The 19,311-nt window shown below is 55.4% G+C and carries 15 protein-coding genes; 5 read left to right on the top strand and 10 right to left on the bottom strand.

What is annotated here, in order from left to right; genetic code table 11:
- Positions 1-66: 66 nt before the first annotated feature.
- The 3 genes from N655_RS17005 to N655_RS0102860 all read left to right on the top strand — a co-directional run bounded on the left by N655_RS17005 (position 67) and on the right by N655_RS0102860 (position 7,691).
- Complete coding sequence (locus tag N655_RS17005; protein ID WP_049961217.1) at positions 67-3,867, top strand: outer membrane beta-barrel protein; 3,801 nt, start codon at positions 67-69, stop codon at positions 3,865-3,867.
- A gap of 136 nt (positions 3,868-4,003) precedes the next feature.
- Entirely contained in the window at positions 4,004-5,926 is a 1,923-nt protein-coding gene (locus N655_RS0102865; protein WP_049961216.1) for a glycoside hydrolase family 127 protein, read from the top strand.
- 115 nt (positions 5,927-6,041) lie between these two features.
- Positions 6,042-7,691: an alpha-amylase family protein gene (locus N655_RS0102860; protein WP_044935118.1), complete on the top strand. Its 1,650-nt coding sequence runs from the start codon at positions 6,042-6,044 to the stop codon at positions 7,689-7,691.
- A 58-nt stretch (positions 7,692-7,749) separates the two neighbouring features.
- Here the strand turns inward: N655_RS0102860 and N655_RS0102855 are convergent, their stop codons facing one another.
- From N655_RS0102855 to N655_RS0102830, 6 genes are all read right to left on the bottom strand, one after another.
- Positions 7,750-9,336, bottom strand: a complete 1,587-nt coding sequence (locus N655_RS0102855; protein WP_026441778.1) for an aldehyde dehydrogenase (NADP(+)) — start codon at positions 9,334-9,336, stop codon at positions 7,750-7,752.
- Between the two features lie 93 nt (positions 9,337-9,429).
- Positions 9,430-10,356, bottom strand: a complete 927-nt coding sequence (locus N655_RS17000) for a dihydrodipicolinate synthase family protein (protein ID WP_044933865.1) — start codon at positions 10,354-10,356, stop codon at positions 9,430-9,432.
- On the bottom strand, positions 10,353-11,621 hold the full coding sequence (locus N655_RS0102845) for an FAD-dependent oxidoreductase (protein WP_238324447.1): 1,269 nt from the start codon (positions 11,619-11,621) through the stop codon (positions 10,353-10,355). The genes N655_RS17000 and N655_RS0102845 overlap by 4 nt, the downstream gene beginning before the upstream one ends.
- Positions 11,618-11,860, bottom strand: a complete 243-nt coding sequence (locus N655_RS0102840) for a (2Fe-2S)-binding protein (protein WP_026441776.1) — start codon at positions 11,858-11,860, stop codon at positions 11,618-11,620. Before N655_RS0102840 ends, N655_RS0102845 begins: the two co-directional genes overlap by 4 nt.
- Positions 11,853-12,977: an NAD(P)/FAD-dependent oxidoreductase gene (locus tag N655_RS0102835; RefSeq protein WP_026441775.1), complete on the bottom strand. Its 1,125-nt coding sequence runs from the start codon at positions 12,975-12,977 to the stop codon at positions 11,853-11,855. The genes N655_RS0102840 and N655_RS0102835 overlap by 8 nt, the downstream gene beginning before the upstream one ends.
- The gene (locus tag N655_RS0102830) at positions 12,974-13,930 is read right to left on the bottom strand and encodes a proline racemase family protein (protein ID WP_026441774.1); all 957 of its coding nucleotides are present in this window, start codon (positions 13,928-13,930) and stop codon (positions 12,974-12,976) included. The genes N655_RS0102835 and N655_RS0102830 overlap by 4 nt, the downstream gene beginning before the upstream one ends.
- 123 nt (positions 13,931-14,053) lie before the next feature.
- Between N655_RS0102830 and N655_RS0102825 the strand changes: the two genes are divergently transcribed.
- The gene (locus N655_RS0102825; RefSeq protein WP_026441773.1) at positions 14,054-14,779 is read left to right on the top strand and encodes a GntR family transcriptional regulator; all 726 of its coding nucleotides are present in this window, start codon (positions 14,054-14,056) and stop codon (positions 14,777-14,779) included.
- Between the two features lie 8 nt (positions 14,780-14,787).
- Here N655_RS0102825 and N655_RS0102820 read toward each other — a convergent pair whose 3' ends face one another.
- Positions 14,788-15,771, bottom strand: a complete 984-nt coding sequence (locus N655_RS0102820; protein ID WP_026441772.1) for an NAD(P)H-quinone oxidoreductase — start codon at positions 15,769-15,771, stop codon at positions 14,788-14,790.
- Positions 15,772-15,884: 113 nt separating this feature from the next.
- On the opposite strand from N655_RS0102820, the gene N655_RS16995 reads away from it, so the two are divergent.
- Positions 15,885-17,336, top strand: a complete 1,452-nt coding sequence (locus N655_RS16995; RefSeq protein WP_155987483.1) for a hypothetical protein — start codon at positions 15,885-15,887, stop codon at positions 17,334-17,336.
- A 120-nt stretch (positions 17,337-17,456) separates the two neighbouring features.
- Here N655_RS16995 and plsX read toward each other — a convergent pair whose 3' ends face one another.
- The 3 genes from plsX to N655_RS0102800 are packed head-to-tail and all read right to left on the bottom strand — an operon-like array spanning position 17,457 to position 19,301.
- Complete coding sequence (gene plsX, locus N655_RS16990) at positions 17,457-18,503, bottom strand: phosphate acyltransferase PlsX (RefSeq protein ID WP_044933861.1); 1,047 nt, start codon at positions 18,501-18,503, stop codon at positions 17,457-17,459.
- A 12-nt stretch (positions 18,504-18,515) separates the two neighbouring features.
- Positions 18,516-18,701, bottom strand: a complete 186-nt coding sequence (gene rpmF / locus N655_RS0102805) for a 50S ribosomal protein L32 (protein WP_026441771.1) — start codon at positions 18,699-18,701, stop codon at positions 18,516-18,518.
- A gap of 45 nt (positions 18,702-18,746) precedes the next feature.
- Positions 18,747-19,301 carry a YceD family protein gene (locus tag N655_RS0102800; protein WP_026441770.1) on the bottom strand — a complete coding sequence of 185 codons (555 nt, stop codon included), beginning with the start codon at positions 19,299-19,301 and terminating at the stop codon, positions 18,747-18,749.
- Positions 19,302-19,311: the final 10 nt, after the last annotated feature.

Below are 19,311 nucleotides of genomic sequence, written 5' to 3'. Positions count from 1 at the left end.
ATTGCTTTGGAGGATTGTATGCGGAGTCGTAGTGGGCGCCCCTTTTTCAGAGTTCTGTTTTGCTGGATGTTTCTGTTCTGCTGTGCGGTTGGTTTCACACGCGCCCAGAGTGGATCTCAGGGCAGCATCGCCATCACGGTGCTAGATCCGAGTGGGAGCGTAGTTCCCGGAGCACGGCTGGAGCTGGTGGACCTTGGCACCAATGATATGCGTCTGGCCGAGAGTCAGGACCGGGGTACGTATACCTTTGTCAATTTGAACATCGGCAGCTATAAATTGACGGTCTCAAAAGATGGCTTTGCCACCCGCGTTTTTGATACGGTTGTGGTCCATGCCGGTCAGGTGACACCTGTAGCTGTGACGCTGTCGCTGGGGCAGGCGACGCAGACGGTGACCGTTCAAGAAAGCGCCACTCCTGTCATGGAAACGACTTCCAACCAGATTGGGACGGTAGTGGACCTCAAGCAGATCCAGGACCTGCCCGTTGCAGACCGGGACCTGTCCTCTTTGTCGCATCTGACTGCAGGGTATAACGGGACCTACAATGGTCTGCCCTCGATTGACCAGGGCAGCAATATTGATGGGATTCAGGGGAGTCCTTCGCGCATGAAGTTCGGAGGTAACGATGCCCCCGCAGTCACGCCGCGCCTGGAAGACATTGAAGAAATGTCCATTGTGACGGACCAGCTCGGATTGAACTCCGGGTATGGTCAGTCGAGCACGCAGATCAACTTTGTTACCAAACGTGGGACCAACCAGTATCATGGCAGCGTTTTCGGCGATTTCCAGAATGCCGGCCTGAATGCTAACAGTTGGACCAACAATGCCGCAGGTGTGCGTAAGAACAAGTTCATTAAAAACAGTTTTGGCGGTAGTGTCGGCGGTCCTGTGTTGCATGACAAGCTGTTTTTCTTTGGCAGCTTTGCTGTGACGAAACAGCCGGGGACCATCACTGCCTATAACGACTACATTACCCAGGCGGCACAGAACGGCAACTTTACATATACCGGCACTGATGGTCAGAGCCATACGGTCAATGTTTTCCAACTGGCGCAGCAGACCAATCCGAATCTTCCTACGACACAGAACTCGGTGATCGCAGCCCAATTGCAGAAGATCAACCAATCCCTGCAGTATGGAAAGTCGGCCGGTACCTCCGACCCAAACCTGAATCGCCTGCGCTGGAATGTTCCCAATCCAACGACCTATTATTATCCGACGGCGAGGCTGGACTACACGCTGACGCAGAAGCTGCGTACTTATCTGGCATGGAACATGACGCAAAGCGAGTATCCTGCTGCAGGCCCTCCAAACTATCCCGGATCAGACTTTCAAGGCCAGACGGCGGGGAACAGGTTCCGCAGCTATGTTGCTTCCTATGGTCTGGACTGGGAGCTTTCTCCCACACTGATTAACCAGTTCAAGGTTGGCTTCCTTTATAACGCGAGCGAATGGGCTTATAACTCTGCGCCGCTGTATGCGACCCAGCCCACGGTGTACTGGAACATGTCCAACTACGGGGCTGGCGGCTACGACTGTTACGGGAACAGCATGTCAGGACAATGCTATCAATTGCCCACGACATCGTATTATCCGGTTTTCAATATTTCTGACGCCGCAACCTGGCAGCATGGCGCGCACACACTCAGCGTCGGCTTTTCCTGGTATCGTGAGCAGGACCATTACTGGAACCCGCCCGCAGGGTTTCCCAACTATTATCTGGGTCTGGCTACAGGTGACCCGGCCCTGCAGGCATTTAGCAGTTCCACGATGCCTGCCGCCAGCAGTGAGTCATTGGGGGAAGCCGGACAACTGTATGCGGTCCTGACCGGAAGAATTTCCAGCGTCAACGGAAGCTTTGCTTACGATCCGAAATCCGGCAGCTACTTTAAGGGAATTGGTGCTTACAACCTTGACGAACTGTCCAAGGCGTGGGGCCTGTTCTTTGAAGATTCCTGGCGGGTAACGCCTACGCTGACCCTAAACTATGGCCTGCGTTGGGACTTCACCGGAGACAATTACGATCTGACCGGCGCATATCACTCCATTTCTCCTGCGGGTCTGTATGGTCCTTCCGGTGTGGGCAATTTGTTCAACCCTGGGTCGCTGAAAGGGAGCATGGATCCAGTCATCAGTGCCCAGCCACACGCCTATGCTCCCTGGAACGTCAGTCCGCAGCCTGCATTCGGGTTCGCATGGAACCCTAAAGGTAAGGAAGGAATCTTAGGAAAACTCTTTGGGGATGGGAACACTGTCATCCGTGGAGGCTTCAATCTGCGGCGCTTTACAGAGCCCTATCAATATTTCTGGGACAATGCCTCTGCTTACGGAGCATTTTTCTATCAATACTTTTATCTGAATGCGAACAATACGGGACAGGCTGGGACCTACTCTCCGGGTAGCCTGGCGCTGGGCAGCAGCTTGCCGCCTTACGGCCTGTCTCCTGCGACTTATCTGAAGTCGGAAGCCCTGTCAGACTTTACCTTTACCAATTCGCTCAGTTTTGCTGGAATTGATCCGCACATCCAGCAGCCTTACAGCGAAGCGTGGAACTTCGGCATTCAGCGGCAGATTGGAAGTTCACGCGCCATCGAGGTCCGGTACAACGGCAACCGCACGGTGCATCAGTGGATTGCCATCAATCCGAACGAAGTGAACATCTTTGAGAACGGATTTTTGAACGAATTCAAAAATGCGCAGATCAACCTGGCCTTAAATGGAGGCACTTCGTTTGCCTACAATGGCATTCCAGGACAGAAACAATTGCCGATTTTCGATGCGGCCTTCGCGGGCGAGTCTCCCACCGGGGCTGATTATACGAACAGCCAGTTTATTACCTACCTGCAAACGGGCCAGGCAGGCGCAATGGCCAATGTTCTGGCCGGAGTAAGTGGGACGGCTCCCTACTTCTGCAATCTAGTCGGTTCCAGTTTCGCTCCCTGCGTTACCAACGCCGGTTATTCAGGGGCCGGAGCAGGGTATCCAATCAACTTTTTCCAGGCGAATCCATTTGCTGCCGGGCAACAAAGCAGTTATATGGTGGCTGCCGGCTACTCGAATTACAACGCTTTGCAGGTAGACTTCCGTCAGAATGCCTGGAGTGGGCTGCAATTTGATGCGAATTACACCTGGAGCCATACTCTGGGAACTGCCACGGACAATGAATGGACGGCCGGATCTCCCATTTACACGGTGAGAAACCTTGCCAAGTCGTATGGGCCGGCGCTCTTTGACATTCACAACGTCCTGCATTTGAGCGGTACCTATGACCTGCCTTTCGGAACAGGAAAACCATGGCTGAACTCTGGTAGTTTGCTCGACCGTTTCGTGGGTAACTGGACCGTAGGAACGATCCTGACATTTCAAGGCGGCCTCCCATTCCGTCTGAACGGTGGAAACTCCACTTTTAATGACTACGGAGACGGAGGCGTACAGCTCAGTGGTGTCACTTCATCTCAATTGCAAAACGCAGTCGGGGTCCACCGCATCTCTGCCTCTGAAAATGGAGGAAGCGGTGCAACTTTTGTAGATTTAATCGACAAGAAGTATCTGGCCAGCGCCAGTGGAGGAGCAAATACAACCTATCTGAATCCGAACACCCTTGCGGGTACCTTCGGACAGATTGTGTATCTGCACGGGCCGCACACGTTTGGTCAGGACATCTCTCTGACGAAGCGGTTCCCCATCCGGGAAAATATCAATTTCAAATTTCAGGGCGAGTTCCTGAACGCGTGGAATCATCCCTACTTTGGAAATGGCGGCGGCTACGGTTTGGCGGCGGCCAATGTACAGAATCCCAGCTTTGGGACAGGCTATGAGACCAGTGGGCCCCGGCAGATTGAGCTTCGGGTAAATGTGGACTTTTAGCGACTCGCTAACGGCCGCGGTGGCCTCCTGCCGCGGCTGTATTTTTGTGTTGGACCAGTTCAAGTAATTTTTCCATGGCAGCTCAAGTACCATGAAGAACAGTATTTCCGGTTGTATAACCAAGACAGGTGTTTCCATGATGCATTCCATTTCGCGCAGACATTTCCTTGCCTCGGCCTCTTCCGCGGCGGCCGCCGCAACTTTGCTTTCGCACAGCTCATTGGCGCAGGATGCAGTCACAGACGTTCCTGCAAGCAACCGCCCGGGCGGTTACGAAAAGGTTTTCTGGAAGGTGCGGCCCTTTCCGATGACGGCAGTCCGCTTGCGCAGCGGGCCGATGCAGCGTGCGCAGGAGATCAACCTACGCTACATCCTCTCTCTGCCCAATGAGCGTCTTGTGCATATGTTTCGCGTGACTGCGGGGCTGCCTTCCAACGCAGAGCCCCTGGGCGGATGGGAGGACCCAAAATGTGAACTTCGTGGACACTTTGCAGGCGGGCATATTCTTTCCGCCTATGCGCTGATGTATGCTAGCACCGGCGATCAAGCGGTCAAGACCAAAGGCGATGCTCTGGTGGCCGAACTGGCAAAGTGCCAGAAAGCGAATGGCTATCTGGGTGCTTATCCGGAGGATTTTTATGACCGGCTGCGCAACCACCAGAAGGTGTGGGCGCCTTTCTACACCTATCACAAAATTATGGCTGGTCATGTGGACATGTATGTCCATTGCGGCAACAAGCAGGCTCTGCAGACGGCCGAGAAGATGGCGGCCTGGGCGAATGCTTATGTTGCTCCCATCAGCGACGAAGATTTTCAGCGGATCCTCAACGTCGAGTTCGGGGGAATGCAGGAGGTCCTCTTCAATCTTTACGCACTGACTGGTAAGCAGGAGTATCTGCAGCTTGCCCAGCGTTTTACAAAGAAGAAATTCTTTGGTCCTTTGGCCCAAGGCCAGGACGATCTGGCTGGCATACACGCGAACACACACATTCCACAGGTGATTGGTGCTGCGCGCGGCTATGAGCTGACCGGAGAAGAGCAATACCACAAGATTGCTGATTACTTTTGGCGCGAATGTGTCGCTGAGCACACCTACGCCACGGGTGGCACCAGCAATGGAGAGTTCTGGCAAGCGGCGGGAAAACTCGCCGATCAGCTTGGTCCTGCCGCGCAGGAGTGCTGCTGCAGCTATAACATGATGAAGCTCTCGCGCCACGTCTACGGATGGAGTGTGGACCCGCGCATCATGGACTACTACGAAAGATTGCTCTTTAATGTCCGGCTGGGCACGCAGGACCCCAACGGAATGCTGATGTATTATGTTCCGCTGAAGCCGGGCTTTTGGAAGACCTTCGGTACGCCGTTCCATTCTTTCTGGTGCTGCACCGGCACAGGCGTTGAAGAGTATTCCAAGACAAATGACTCCATCTACTTTCACGACGACAAGGACCTGTATGTGAACCTGTTTATCGGTTCAGAAGTGGACTGGAAGGAGAAGGGAATTCGTTTGGTGCAGGACACCAACTTCCCTGAAGAAGAAGCCACCACGCTGACCTTGAGAACCGAGAAGCCTACAGCCCTGGGCCTTAAGGTTCGGGTCCCATACTGGGCAGAAGGTGCTTCCATCAGGATCAATGGCAAAACAGAAAAGACCAAAGCAGAACCGGGCACATACGCTGAGATTCATCGTACATGGCATGACGGTGACAAGGTCGAGGTTTCTCTGCCGATGAAGCTGCACGTTGCTCCGCTGCCCGACGACAATACCATTCAGGCCCCGATGTATGGTCCGCTGGTACTGGCTGCAGAGATGGGAAGGGATGGACTGACCCAGGCCCTGATTCACGGGGACTATGGTCCGGACGATCGGAAGTTCCAAGGCTATCCAATGCCTGAGGCAACAACCTCGGCGAAAGATCTCACGGCTTGGCTGGAAAAAACTGATGGACTTAAGTTCCAGACGAAAGGTCAGAGCAAACAGGTATCGCTCATTCCGCTCTATCAGGTACTTGATGAGCGGTACAGCGTGTACTGGAAGGTGAATACAAAATCGGCATAACATGACGGACCCATTTTCCCGGCGCGATCTTCTTAAAGGTGGAGTGGCCCTTGCGGCCACTCAGTTTGGCATGGCCACTTTTCCAGCAAGCACTTTCGCTCAAGAAGCAGGAAACATGCAGGTTATTCCGCTTACGTCGAGCAGTGGCGTCTATCTTCCTCCGCGGGGCGAGAGTTTCTTCAAGTTCAGCTATGACTTTCCTGAACCATCTGTCGCCTTTGCCGGCCTGCAATTCGGATTTCGCGTCTTTACGTTTGAAAACACCTATGGGCTGGACGCGGCGCATGTCCAGGTGCGGACTGTGAGCGATGGCATAGAGATTGAATGCTCGCAGTTTGTCTGGGCCGGAGGTCAGATGACCGCTCCAGGGCATCTGACAGCGTTGGTCCGGCGTGATGGCAGCAACATCCTATGGCAAGTCAGCGCTGAGATGGACCGCCCCATCAGATCCATAGCAACGGTGCTGCGCGGCGTTCCTCGCGGACGAATTTCACCTTCTGCGAACCAGTTCTTTGATCCGAAAGACAATGAAGTTCTGTTGCAATACCCCTATCTGGGCGGAGGACTGACGACGCCGCTTGTCCTCATCGAAAAGTCTCCGCAACAGTATTTTGTGCTCTCAGCGGAGCAAGAGAAGGTGCGTGGTGTGCGCTACTATCTTCAGCCGGGCGATGCGGGCTATCGCACTGAGTTGATTTACGAAGCCGCCGGATGGGAGCGCAGCAATAGAATTACCAGCTGCCGCTGGCGTGTTGGATATGCCTCAAGCCTGGAGGCTGCGGCCCGTCCGCATTACGCGCATCTGGAGAAGGCATTTAGCATCCCCGATTGGGAGACGCGCAGAGATGTCCCCGGATGGATGCGCGAAACGAATCTGGTGCTTGCGCTGCATGGCATGCACTGGACAGGGTATATCTTTAACGATTTTACGAGGATGCTGGAGATCCTCAGATGGACCAACACGCAGATCCCCGGTAAAAATGTGCTTGTATTTCTGCCGGCGTGGGACGGTCGTTATTACTGGAACTATCCCATCTACAAGGCAGAGCCGCGTTTAGGTGGAGAAGACGGTCTGCGGCGTCTGGTCGATGAAGGCCACAGGATGGGCTTCCGCTTTATGCCCATGTTCGGAACAAATTCCGCAAACAAAACGCTGGCGGATTTTCGGCACTTCAGCGATGCAACAACGGAGCGGATTGACGGCAATGCCTACGATCTGGACTGGGTGGACTGGGACAATGACCGCGGAATGGAAGGCTGGAGCCCATTCATGAATCTCGGTGTGGCATCATGGCGAAACTGGCTTTCAGAACGTATCTCAGAGGTCATTGAGAAGTACAACGTGGATGCATATTTTCTCGATATCGTGGGCGGATGGCAGAACAACACCAAAGCGGATATGTTTGAGGGCACGCGCGATCTGGTGGCCGGACTCCGACGCAAGCACCCTGACATTGTTCCAGTAGGGGAAATGCACTACGACGCACTGATGGCCTGTATCCCGATGTATCAGGTGAACTCAGCAGACCTGTATCATCCCGGCTTCCGAAAATATGTGCGCACGTATGAACATCTGAGCCGCCCAGCTCCCGGACGCGGAAGCACAGGAGTGCACGAGGCAGGATTTGGACACTTCTATCCGCATGTAGACCCGAAGCAGTTTGTCATCCCGACCATTACAGTTGTAGACGATACATTTGACAAATATCGTGACGTGATGGCGCAAGTTATTCAAGGCGCAAAAGTCAGGGCGGGACTGGGCTGAGAACCTCTCTTTTGCCTCCACTGCAGGAGTGGCGGAAGTGCAGCCTTTCAAGCTGCAATTATGGGACTGACTTGCGTGTCATCTGTCCATTCACCATGCGCAGCAGTCCGAGCGGATTGTCGTTTTGTAATGCCTGCGGCAATGCGGTCTGTGGCATGTTCTGGTAGCAGACAGGACGCGCAAAGCGGTAAATAGCCAAGGTGCCTACTGAGGTAGATCGGCTGTCAGAAGTGGCAGGATACGGACCACCGTGTACCATTGCATGGCAGACTTCTACGCCTGTTGGATATCCATTGAAGAGAATGCGTCCCACTTTTCTTTCCAGGATTGCAAGCAGGTCCTGATGCGTGGCAAGATCTTCCTCCGTGCCAAGAAGAGTGGCCGTAAGGTGTCCCTGCAGGGCCTCGGCAGCCCGAATCACCTGCTCGCGGCTTTCATAGCGGACCAGCAGTGTTGAGGGCCCAAAAACTTCCTCGGATAACTCCGGACGGTTCAGAATGTCTTCAATGCTGGTTTCCAGCAGCGCGGCCGTGGCCTGGGCGGCGGGCGGTGTGCTTGGGTCCCAGGCCACCAGAATGCGCGCAATACCAGATTCCATGCGCTGCTTGACGCCGCGCTTATATTGCGCTGCGATACCAGAAGTCAACATGTTGAACGCGGGCAAAGAGGCGGCACGCTTTTTCAACTCTTCTATGAATGCCGCAGATGCCTCCAGCGAAGGCAGGAAAACAAGTCCGGGCTTGGTACAGAACTGTCCTGCGCCAAGGGTATAAGAAGCCGTAAGATCAGCGGCAATCTTCTCATATTGATGCAGTGCACCAGGCAGGATGAACACCGGATTGGTGCTGCTCATCTCTGCGTAGCAGGGAATCGGATCCGGGCGGCTGGCGCAGAGGTCCATGAGGGCGCGTCCCGCTTGGAGAGAGCCGGTAAATCCCACGGCTTTGATGAGCGGATGCTGCACGAGTCGCGCGCCTACTTCGATGCCTGAGTCAAAAAGCAAGGAGAAGACGCCCTCGTGCAGGCCGGCTGCGGCCACACAGTCGCGAATCACATTGGCAGCCAGCTCGCTTGTTCCCGGATGGGCGGGGTGGGCCTTCACAATCACAGGGCATCCGGCGGCCAGCGCTGAGGCTGTGTCTCCGCCAGCCACAGAGAAGGCCAGCGGAAAGTTGCTTGCCCCAAAAACAGCAACCGGACCCAGTGGCTGAAGTGCAGAACGAATGTCCGGTTTAGGCAGTGGTTTACGGTTTGGATCTGCGGTGTCGATACGTGCATTGACCCACGAACCTTCCTCAACAACTTCAGCAAAAAGGCGAAGCTGGTTTGCTGTGCGCGACAGTTCTCCTTCCAGGCGGGCCGCTGGCAATGCTGTTTCCTGATGCGCGCGTTCGATAATTTCAGCTGAGCTCTTCTGGAGCGCGTCGGCAATGCTGCGCAAAAAAGCCGCACGCTTGTCCCTGGAAAGTCTGCTGTAGCTGGCGAAGGCACTGTCTGCTAGCGTTGCGGCACGGTCCACATCTTCTGCAGAAGCGGAGAAGAATGCAGGTTGTAGCTGCTCGCCGGTTGCTGGATTGATGCCGTAGAATGCGGCTCCAGTGGAGCAGCCGCGTTTTGGTCCGATGATTGATGTTCCGCGAAGCATGGAAGTTCCTGAATTTCACTACAAAGTTCTTTAGAAAATCACGCTGGACGTATTCCACACCATCTGTCTGTCAGCTTGTGTGGAGCACACAGTTCAACGCATCGCTACAGACGCGAATGCCGCTTCCTTTATCTTAGGACGATGTTTCATTGCTTCTGCGATGACCTTTTTTGTCTCGACCAATTCTTCTCCTGTAATTTCCAGGCGGGGCGGACGCACGCGGGCATTGCCTACTCCCAGTTCCTGCTGCACGAGCTTAATCAACTGGATGAACTTCGGAAGGGTGTCCATCCGCAGCAGCGGCAGAAACCAGCGGTAAAGCTCGAAGGCCTCTTTGGTTTTCCCTTCATAGGCCAGATGGAAGAGTGCTACCGACTCAGCAGGCAGAGCATTGACGAGACCGGCGATCCATCCGCACGCACCGGCAGCGATGCCTTCGACAATGGCATCATCGACGCCAACAAAAATTTTCAGGCGGTCGCCCACCAATGCCCGGATGGCAGTGACGCGGCGCACGTCAGTACTGGATTCCTTCACAGAATGGAAGTTCTTGTGTGCTTCAGCCAGCTCTGCGATGTGCTCCGGAAGGAAGTCTGTTCCATACGCAACAGGGTTGTTGTACAACATGCACGAGAGCGGGGTGGCCCGAAACACGGCAGCGAGATGCGCCTTCATCTCGCGCCAGTCTCCCCGATACACATAAGGCGGCAGTACCATCAGGCCGGAACAGCCAGCATCCTCTGCTGCTTTTGCCAGCGAGACAGCTTCTGTTGTCGAAAGCGCCGAGATGGCCGCCACGATAGGCGCTTTGCCATTGGCTGAGGCAACCATGTTCTTCAGGACCGCAACCTTTTCCTCGAAGGCAAGTGTAGCCGCCTCACCAAGGGAGCCGAGCATCACCAAACCCGTGCAGCCATGATCGAGGAGCCATTGCGCATGGCGTTGCATGAAGGCATGGTCTACCTGAAGATGCTCATCGAAAGCGGTCGTCATCGCGGGCATTACGCCAAACCAGTTCATCGTGTCTCCTGTAATTCTGTAAGCTCGGGCGTTGCTCCGAGGCAAGAAAGGGTTGTGGGAAAGATTGGCGGTCGCACAGAACCGGTGCTCCATCCAAAAAGAAATTCTGTGGCTGGTCCGCAAATGCGCCCCTGGCAGGGCCCCATGCCGCAGCGTGTGTGCAGCTTGGCTGCGCGCCATGAGTCCTCGTGTTTCAAGGCGCGATATGGAACGTCTTCGCAGCGACAGACGAAGGTGTCGTCTGAAGCCAATTCTTTGAGTGCAGGATCGAGTGCAAAGGTTTCTTCCAGCTTTCGCGCAAAGTCTCGGCGGTTTGCCCGCTCATGGAAGAAGGCACGTGCTTTGTCCTGCTCTCCGGCAGATGCGTATCCAGCAATCTGTCCTTCAATCAGTGCAAGTTCCACGCCGCCGATTCCAGTTGGTTCACCGGCGCAGTAGACATTCAGGACAGAGGTCTGTTGCCACTCATCCACCGCAACTTTCCCATCTGCGATGCGACAACCAAGAAGTTCTGCCAATTCTGTATTGGGAACAAGATGAAAACCGCAGGCAAGATAATCACAGACAATGGTCCAGGTGCGATTGCCCTTGCGCAGCGTGACTGATTCGAGTTTTCCCCGTCCCTGCGCCGAAACAGGCCAGCAGCTTGTGTGGAAAGGAACAGCGAGCATCTGGAGTTTATAGGCAATCGCCTGCCGGAGTTTTTCTCTATCAGTAACCAGCGAAGTTGCAAATGTGAGAAGCCGTAAGAAAGGCGCCTGTTCGCAGATGGCAAGGACCTTTGCTCCGTGCGCTCGCAAATAAGCGGCCACCGCCAGCAGAAGCGGTCCGCTTCCTGCGACCACCACGCTTTTTCCTTGTACGGAAAGGCCGCTTTTCACCAAAGCCTGCAATCCACCTGTGCCGAGAACATTCGGCAATGTCCAACCAGGAAAGGGAAGAAACCGCTCACGCGCTCCAGTGGCGAGAATAAGTTTCTGGTAAGCGATATCAAGATGGTCGCCATTTTGTTCGGCGCGAACAACGGCGGGAGCAGGTTGAGCAAAGATGCGTGCTCCCTGAAGATATGTGACATTCGCGGTATTTACGCGTGCTTGCCATTCCTTTGCGGTTGCAGGAATGTCTTTGCCGCGCCAGATTTGTCCGCCTGGAGCTAAGTTGTCATCCACAATGGCGACCTGCTTGCCGCACTCGGCGGCGCTGACGGCCGCGGCCATCCCTGCGGGGCCTCCACCAGCAACGACAATGTCAAAGCGCTGCATCATTGCGTTTCTACTTCCATTCCGTTTTCGCAGATCATCTGGCAGGTACGCTGGTGGGGTTTGCCGTTCACGGTCGCGCGGCACTCAAAGCAAATGCCCATTCCGCAGAGCGGCCCTCGGGCTTGTCGAGCAACGGATGTACGGCATGTCGCTCCGGCGTTCATGATGGCGGCAGCAACCGTTGTGCCTTCAAGGGCCTCATACCGCTTGCCATTGATTGTGAGCGCAACCCGCTCAGGCATACGCCACCTCCCGCGCAAATCGCTCCGGAAGATATGGTTGTAGCGGAATCGCAGACTTTCGCCCGAGCAGGTGATCCGCCAGCAGGTGCGCCGTTGCAAGCGACGTGGTGATCCCCAGACCTTCATGGCCTGTAGCAAGAAAGACAGACGGATCTTCTGTTGGTCCTATTAGCGGAAGCTTGTCCGGAGTAGCAGCGCGAAAGCCTGTCCAGACACGAATCGAGGACAAATGCTTTAGCGGCGGCAGGAAATCAAAGGCCCGCGCCAGCATGGCCGAGACAGTTTTCTGGTCCACCCACGGTCCTGTGTCGTTATACTGACGCGAAGAACCAATCAGTAGTTGTCCTGTGCGGCGGGGCTGCACGTTGAAGGCGACCGAGTCGCTCGCTATGGAATGTGCGCTTTTGAGATAGCCAAGCTCTACAAGCTGGTGGCGGACAAAGTCAGGGTAGCGGTCTGTAATGACCAGATGTCCTTTACGTTTTCTTACCGGCAGGTGCGGCATCAGCCGCGTTGCGCCAGCTCCGGTGGCGTGAATGATGTGCGCAGAAGAAAGTTCTGTGCCATCACTCAGGACCACACGGCCCCTTTCCGCTCCAGTTACGGTCTTCCCCAGATAAAGCACGGCCCCTGCAAGCTTTGCGCATTCGACCAGATACACAGCAGCACAGGGCGGATACAGCACGGCATCAAAGGGCACAAGCAGTGCGCCTGGCAGGGGACGACGCAGATTCGGCTCGGCCTCAGCCAAGGCCTGGGAGTCGAGGACCTCCGTTGAAATGTCCACTGACGTATACAGAGCCTGCTTGCGGTGCACTTCCCGCATTTCCTCTTCATCCGACGCAACCCAGAGCGTGCCACAACGGTCGTATTCCACGCTTGCTGGGAGTTGCGAAGCAAGTTCATTCCAGAGCGCCTGCGCATACCGCGTGAGAGCGAGCTGTGCAGGTGAATCGTCCATAACGACGATATGTCCCATTCCCGCAGCGGTGGCCCCGCCGCCAATGATCTCTGCTTCGACGATCGCCGTGCGCATTCCGGCGCGGGCAAGTTCGCAGGCACAGGCTGCACCGACGATACCAGCGCCCACGACTACGGCGTCATAGGTTGCAATCATGGAACAATGCCCATGCGGAAAGGATCTTTTGCATCGAGAATAAGCGAGGACTCCGCCGTGACATAAGCTTCTCCGGTAATGCTGGGCAGCACCACTCCATCGCGTACTTGAATCGAACCTTCAAAGACCGTATTCAGAATGCCTTCCTGCCGCCAGATCTCTCCCGGAGCAAGTTTGCCATCGGCGTAAAGGCAAGCCATCTTGGCGCTGGTTCCAGTACCACAGGGAGACCGGTCATAAGCCTTGCCCGGGCAGAGAACAAAATTGCGGCTGTGCGCATGGCCATTCGACGGGGGTCCGAAGAGTTCGATATGGTCAATCTCTGCGCCGTCCTCACCGGTAATCCGGTTCGCCTTCAGTGATTGACGGATGGCCCAGGTGAAGTCAGTCAGCTCGCCCACATGCTGCAGGGTAAGAGGCATGGTCGGGTTTTCCAAGAGATAGAACCAATTGCCACCCCATGCAATGTCTCCGTGGACCCTTCCAAAGCCGGGAACATCGATGGAAACTCCGGAGCGGCTGCGAAAACTCGGTACATTCGCAATCGTCACTTTCCCGGTTGGATGCAGAGTGGCATTCACAATTCCTACCGGTGTCTCAATGCGATGGGTCCCCGGCCCGATTCTGCCCATCCATGCCAGGCTCACCATTACGCCGATCGAGCCATGGCCGCACATGCCCAGGTAGCCAACATTGTTAAAGAAAATCACGCCAATGTCGCAGGTCGGATCATACGGCTCGCACAAGAGTGCGCCGACAAGCACATCAGAGCCACGCGGTTCATTGACGATGGCCGAGCGGAACATGTCATGATGTTTTCGGAAACGTTCGAGCCGTTCAGAAAGAGGTCCAGGACCGAGATCAGGTCCTCCGGACAGTACCAGACGGGTAGGCTCACCGGCAGTATGGGAGTCAATGACCTGAATACGGTGCAGTGCAGTGTGACTTGGCATTTAATAATGTCTACAAAATTGGATACATCAAGAGTATATCCGAATCTTTCCTCTGTCGCAGCACATTCTTTCAAGGAAAGTATTCATTAAATCCGGCATATCCAGTAGTCTGGGGCTTGCGATATGACTCCTGCAAAGAAAACAGTTTCCAAAGTCAAAGCAGAACATGGTTCCAGTCTCCGCACTGCCTTTCATGAAATCCGAGAGCTGATCGTGCATGGGAGGCTTTCTCCAGGTACCTGGATTGTCGAAGGAGATCTTGCGGCGCGGCTTGGCATGAGCCGCACACCGGTCCGTGGTGCGCTGCATTGGTTGCAGCGCGAAGGGTACGTTCTGGAGCACAAAAACGTCAGCAAGTCGCGCATGGTGGTGGCTCCCCTGACGAAAGAAGACGCAAATGAGCTGTACTCGATCATTGGACGCATTGAAGGTCTCGCCGGACGTCGCACTGCGTCTTTGCCGGAAGCCAGGCGCATGGAGATTGCCCAGCAATTAAAAAACTACAATCGGCAACTGGATGAAATCGTGAAGGCGCGTCCGGCAAAAGCGAGCGGGATTTTCGATCTCGATCATAATTTTCACCGCGCCATTGTGGAAGCAGGCGCCGGGCCGCGTCTTCTCGCGCTGCACAAGGCCATCGAGCCGCAGACCGAGCGTTACTGGCGGCTCTATGCCAGTTCCATTATCCATGATCTGCACCGCTCGATCGCAGAACACGAAGAGATCATTCAGGCCATTACCGCCGGTAATCCTGACCGGGTGGAGAAGGCCCTCCAGGTCAACTGGGAGAACGGCGCTGATCGTTTGGGGCACGTGATTGATGTCTTTGGGGAGCGGGGAAGCTGGTAATGGCTGGTTTAATGTTTCATCCGGAGCAATAACTTTCCCAGGTGCTGTCCCTCCTGCATCCTCTTGTGTGCTGCTGCTGCCTCATTTAGGGGGAAGATCCGGTCGATGACCGGACGGATGGTCCCATTTTGAAGTAACGGCCAGACCTGTTTCTCAATCTGTTCGCGCAGTGCCGCCTTTTCTTCCACCGAACGCGAGCGCAGGGTGGATCCAGTGATGATCAGCCGCTTTGACATAATCAGGCGCAGGTCAGCAGATACAGTCGTTCCGCGTTGCGTTGCAATATGAATCAGGCGTCCGCCGGGGGCGAGCAACCGGAGGTGTCTGGGAAAGTAATCTCCCCCGACCATGTCCAGAATCACATCTATGCCGCGTCCCGCACTCCACTGCAGCGCTGCGGCCTCCCAATCTTCTTCGCGGTAATGGAAGGCCTTCTCTGCACCGAGAGAAAGGCAGAACCGGCACTTTTCCTGAGAACCAGCGGTCGTGAGAACCTGTGCTCCAAAGGCCCTTGCCATCTGGATGGCCATCGTTCCGATGCCGCTGCTTCCTCCATGGACCAGGAAGGATTCTCCTGCCTTCAGATGAGGTTGTGCAAACAGATTGGCCCAGACAGTGAAGATGGCCTCAGGCAGGGCAGCGGCCTCCATCAGAGGAACGGACTCGGGAACTGGCAAACAGCAGTCTTCATGGGCAATCGAGTATTCGGCATAGCCCCCACCTGGAAGCAAGGCGCAGACCAAGTCGCCTGCCTTCCAGCGTGTGACCGCTTTGCCTGTTTCGATGACTTTTCCTGAGACCTCCAGTCCAAGAATTGGCGACGCTCCCGGTGGAGGGGGATAGTGTCCCTGGCGCTGGAGAATATCCGCACGGTTGATACCGGCTGCCTCAGTCTGAATCAGGACTTCCTTGGGACCGGGGCTGGGTATCGGCATTTCTTCAACCGTCAGGACCTCCGGGCCGCCAGATTGCTGGACCGCAACGACACGCATGAATTCAGAATATTAGAAAACGGTCTTGGTGTCGGAAGAGGTCTGTTTGCTTTGTTATACTTGGTTTTTCCCGCAAATTCCGTATTTTTGAAGCGGATTGAGGTCTCAAGGTTTTGAAGAAGAGAAGTCTGTTACTCGCAGCTGCCATTTTGTGCGCCCTGTCGGTCCTGACCGCATGCGGCAAGAACTATTACTTTGCAGGCCGCAACCTTCCGCCCAGTGGTGTTCTGAACCGTGTCCTCGTGGCCGTCCAGAATCCAAGTGCATTGTCGCAGGGCGAACTGCTTTTTGATGATGCCTTTTATGACATTCGGCACGCCTACAACAATGTCACCGTCAATTTTTCCATAAGTGGCTACTCGGGCAAGCTGCCGGTTTCGATTCAGAACATGCCGGAAGAGCAGCAGGGGGCGGTTTATTCCGTGGGCGATGGCAATCTGACCATCATCGATTATTCCCAGGAAAAGGTAAAAAGCTCACTTTCCTCGTCGAACCTTGGTGGACTGGCCCAGAGTGTATTTATCTCGAAGGACCTGAATTATGCCTACGCCGCGGCCCAGTCTGCGCACTCGCTTACGGTTTACGACCACGGTAGCACTGTATCTCTGAATTTACCGGGCGTGTATCGGGTCTCCATGAATTCCGGCAACACCGTGGTCCTTGCCTTCGTACAGAACACCAACAATGTGTATAGCCTGGTCCACCTGAACAATGACCAGAGGCAGGCGGCCATCAACAATCCCAACTGGAACGGAGCGGTGGATTGTGAACCGCAGAACCTACCTACATACTGCGTATTTCCGGTCAGCACCAGCAACGGCGCTACGTTTGATCGTCCCATTAAGGCGGTTTTCTCTGCCGATGGTTCTACCGCGTGGGTGTTGAACTGCGGCCCTGAATGTGGGGGCACCAGCGCAGGCGTGACCAAAATTCCGATTACCAGCGCTTCTCTGAATCCCTCTGGTGTAGGAGCCAGCGGTATTGCCCTCGTTGCTACGCAGACGATTGCCGTTCCCGGAGGCGCCACAAACGGCGTCTTTGATGGAAATACCTTTTATGTCGCAGGGCAGGCGGTCCTGACTCCTGGAAATACATATACCGTGGCAGGCCAGCAGGTGCAGGGAAACAACCTTCTTGCCGGATATCTTTCTGTCATTAACACCCTTACAGGACAGGTTACCGGCCAGTATTCCATCAGCGATGGGACGCACAACAAGATGATTCTCGCCGACGACAACACGCTGTGGATCGGGTCTACCCAGTGCGAGTCGGGGGAACGTTACAATCTGAGCCAGACGACCGCTCCGGGTACGCCTTTTGGCTGCATTACCATGTTCAATACAGCGAACAACACAGCATTGGTTGAGTCTTACAAAGGCGACGGGACCGGAATTGCTGCTGTGACCGGACTCCATAAGGTCTACACCGCCGAGGGGGGCCAGGTGTACATCTACAACACCAGCGATGGCTCGGCTCGCGATAATTCAAACGTCACCGTGACTGGCACCGCCTACGATGTCGCGTACATGGACGCTGGCAGCGACGGAAACAACACCACCTACTGAGTTTTTCCCATACCGTACTGCTCTGCCGCATTCCAGTTTGCTGTTCCGGAATGCGGCAGAAGCAGGATTTGGATAGGGAAATCGCTCTGATCTTCTGAAAAAATCTGAAGTGCTGGAAGGCTACTGCAAGGGCAGGCCAACGTCGCCAAGTTGCGGCGGGGCAGGCGGTCGCTGTGCAAATTCCTTTTCGATGCGCTCATTGATTCCGGCCTGCGCAAATTCGGCGGTCACCCGAATGCCATTGTAGATGGCCCGTTCGTTTGAGGAGCCGTGTCCGATGATGCAGACACCGCGGACCCCAAGCAACGGAGCCCCACCGTATTCCGATGGGTCCAGCCGTTTTTTGAAGGCGTTGAAGGCCTTCCGTGAGAGCAAGGCTCCCACCTGAGCGGTCACGGTTGTATTCAAGGACTGCTTCAGCATGTCGCGGACCAGTCTGGTCAGCCCCTCAGAGGTCTTGAGTGCAACGTTACCCACAAAGCCATCGCAAACGATCACGTCTACATGGCCGTTATAGATGTCGCGGCCTTCAACATTGCCAATGAAGTTGATCGGGAGCTGCTTCAGCAGAGGAAATGTCTCCGTTGTCAGGTCGTTGCCTTTTCCTTCTTCCTCTCCAATGGAAAGCAGGCCGACCCGGGGGCGTGCAATCTTCAGTACGCTGCGGGCGTAGAGCTCGCCCATAACGGCAAACTGTTCCAGATTATGGGGCTTGCAGTCCACATTTGCGCCTACGTCCAGCAACACGCAGGGTGATCCGGCCGTGGTAGGCATCACCATTGCCAGTGCAGGACGGTCGACGCCGGGCAGCGCGCCCAAGACCATCTTTGCTGTGGCCATAGCGGCCCCGGTATTTCCGGCAGTGAAAAAACCGGCGACCTTTTTTTCGCGGACGAGCCTGAGTCCAACCCGCATGGAGCTGTCGCGCTTGGTACGGACAGCATGGGCGGCCTTTTCATCCATGCCAATGTGTTCACTGGCATGGATGATATCAATGGGCAGGCGCTCGCCGTCCAGATACTCGTTGAGCAATGGACGCAGCTTCTCCTGCGGCCCCACCAGATGCACGCGCACTGGAAGAGTACGGCAGGCGAGAATAGCACCCCGAATCTCCGGCTCAGGCGCTTTGTCCGCGCCCATGGCATCGAGAGCGATATGGGTCAGCATCGTGGCTGGGTTCTAGCTGGCTTCCTTGACTTCGAGAACTTCACGGCCCTTGTAGTGACCGCATTTCGGACAGGCGCGATGCGGCAGCTTGCGCTCGTGGCAGTTCGGACACTCGGAGAGTCCGGCGGCTGTCAGCGCATCATGTGCGCGGCGTTTTGCAGTACGGGCCTTGGAGTGGCGCCGCTTTGGATTCGGCATGGCAAATTTCCTTTCACAATCGGGCAGCAGCGAAAAAAGCGCCCACTATTCTGGTTTCATCCGGCTGCGCAGATCCGAAAGGGCCGTCCATCTTGGATCGGCAGGCACCGTCTCACAGGCGCAGGTCCCGGAATTCAGGTTCTGGCCGCAGCGCGGGCAAAGTCCTTTGCAGTCCTGGCGGCATAGCGTCCTGGCGGGAATGGAGAGAAGCACCTGTTCCCGCACAATTTCTTCCAGCACAAGACCGCTCTTTTGATAATAACCGATTTCTGTTTCCGATGTGCTGATCGAGTGGTCGTCGGAAAGATCTTCTGTTCCGACGGGACGAAAGAGGAGGTCGAACTTCCCACCTACGGCATGTTCCACGGGATCAAGACAGCGGGCACAGGAGATCTGCACCCTTCCGGCATATTGTCCGAGTACGCGGATGTCCTCCACGGTTTCCCGAGGTCCGCGGTGCTCTTCGAGCAGGTCGGCCCTGCCAGAGACATGGAGCGCCCCCATCTGCTCGACTTCCGGGCCAAAATCAATGCTTCTGGGAAGGATGTCCAGGTCAAACTCTACAGGTTCCCGTTCAAGTTCAAGCAGGGTAATCAGCATGGTTGGCCTC

The organism is Pseudacidobacterium ailaaui (genome assembly GCF_000688455.1).
In the GTDB taxonomy this organism is placed as follows: Bacteria; Acidobacteriota; Terriglobia; order Terriglobales; family Acidobacteriaceae; genus Pseudacidobacterium; species Pseudacidobacterium ailaaui.
This window is presented reverse-complemented; position numbering and strand designations above follow the sequence as displayed.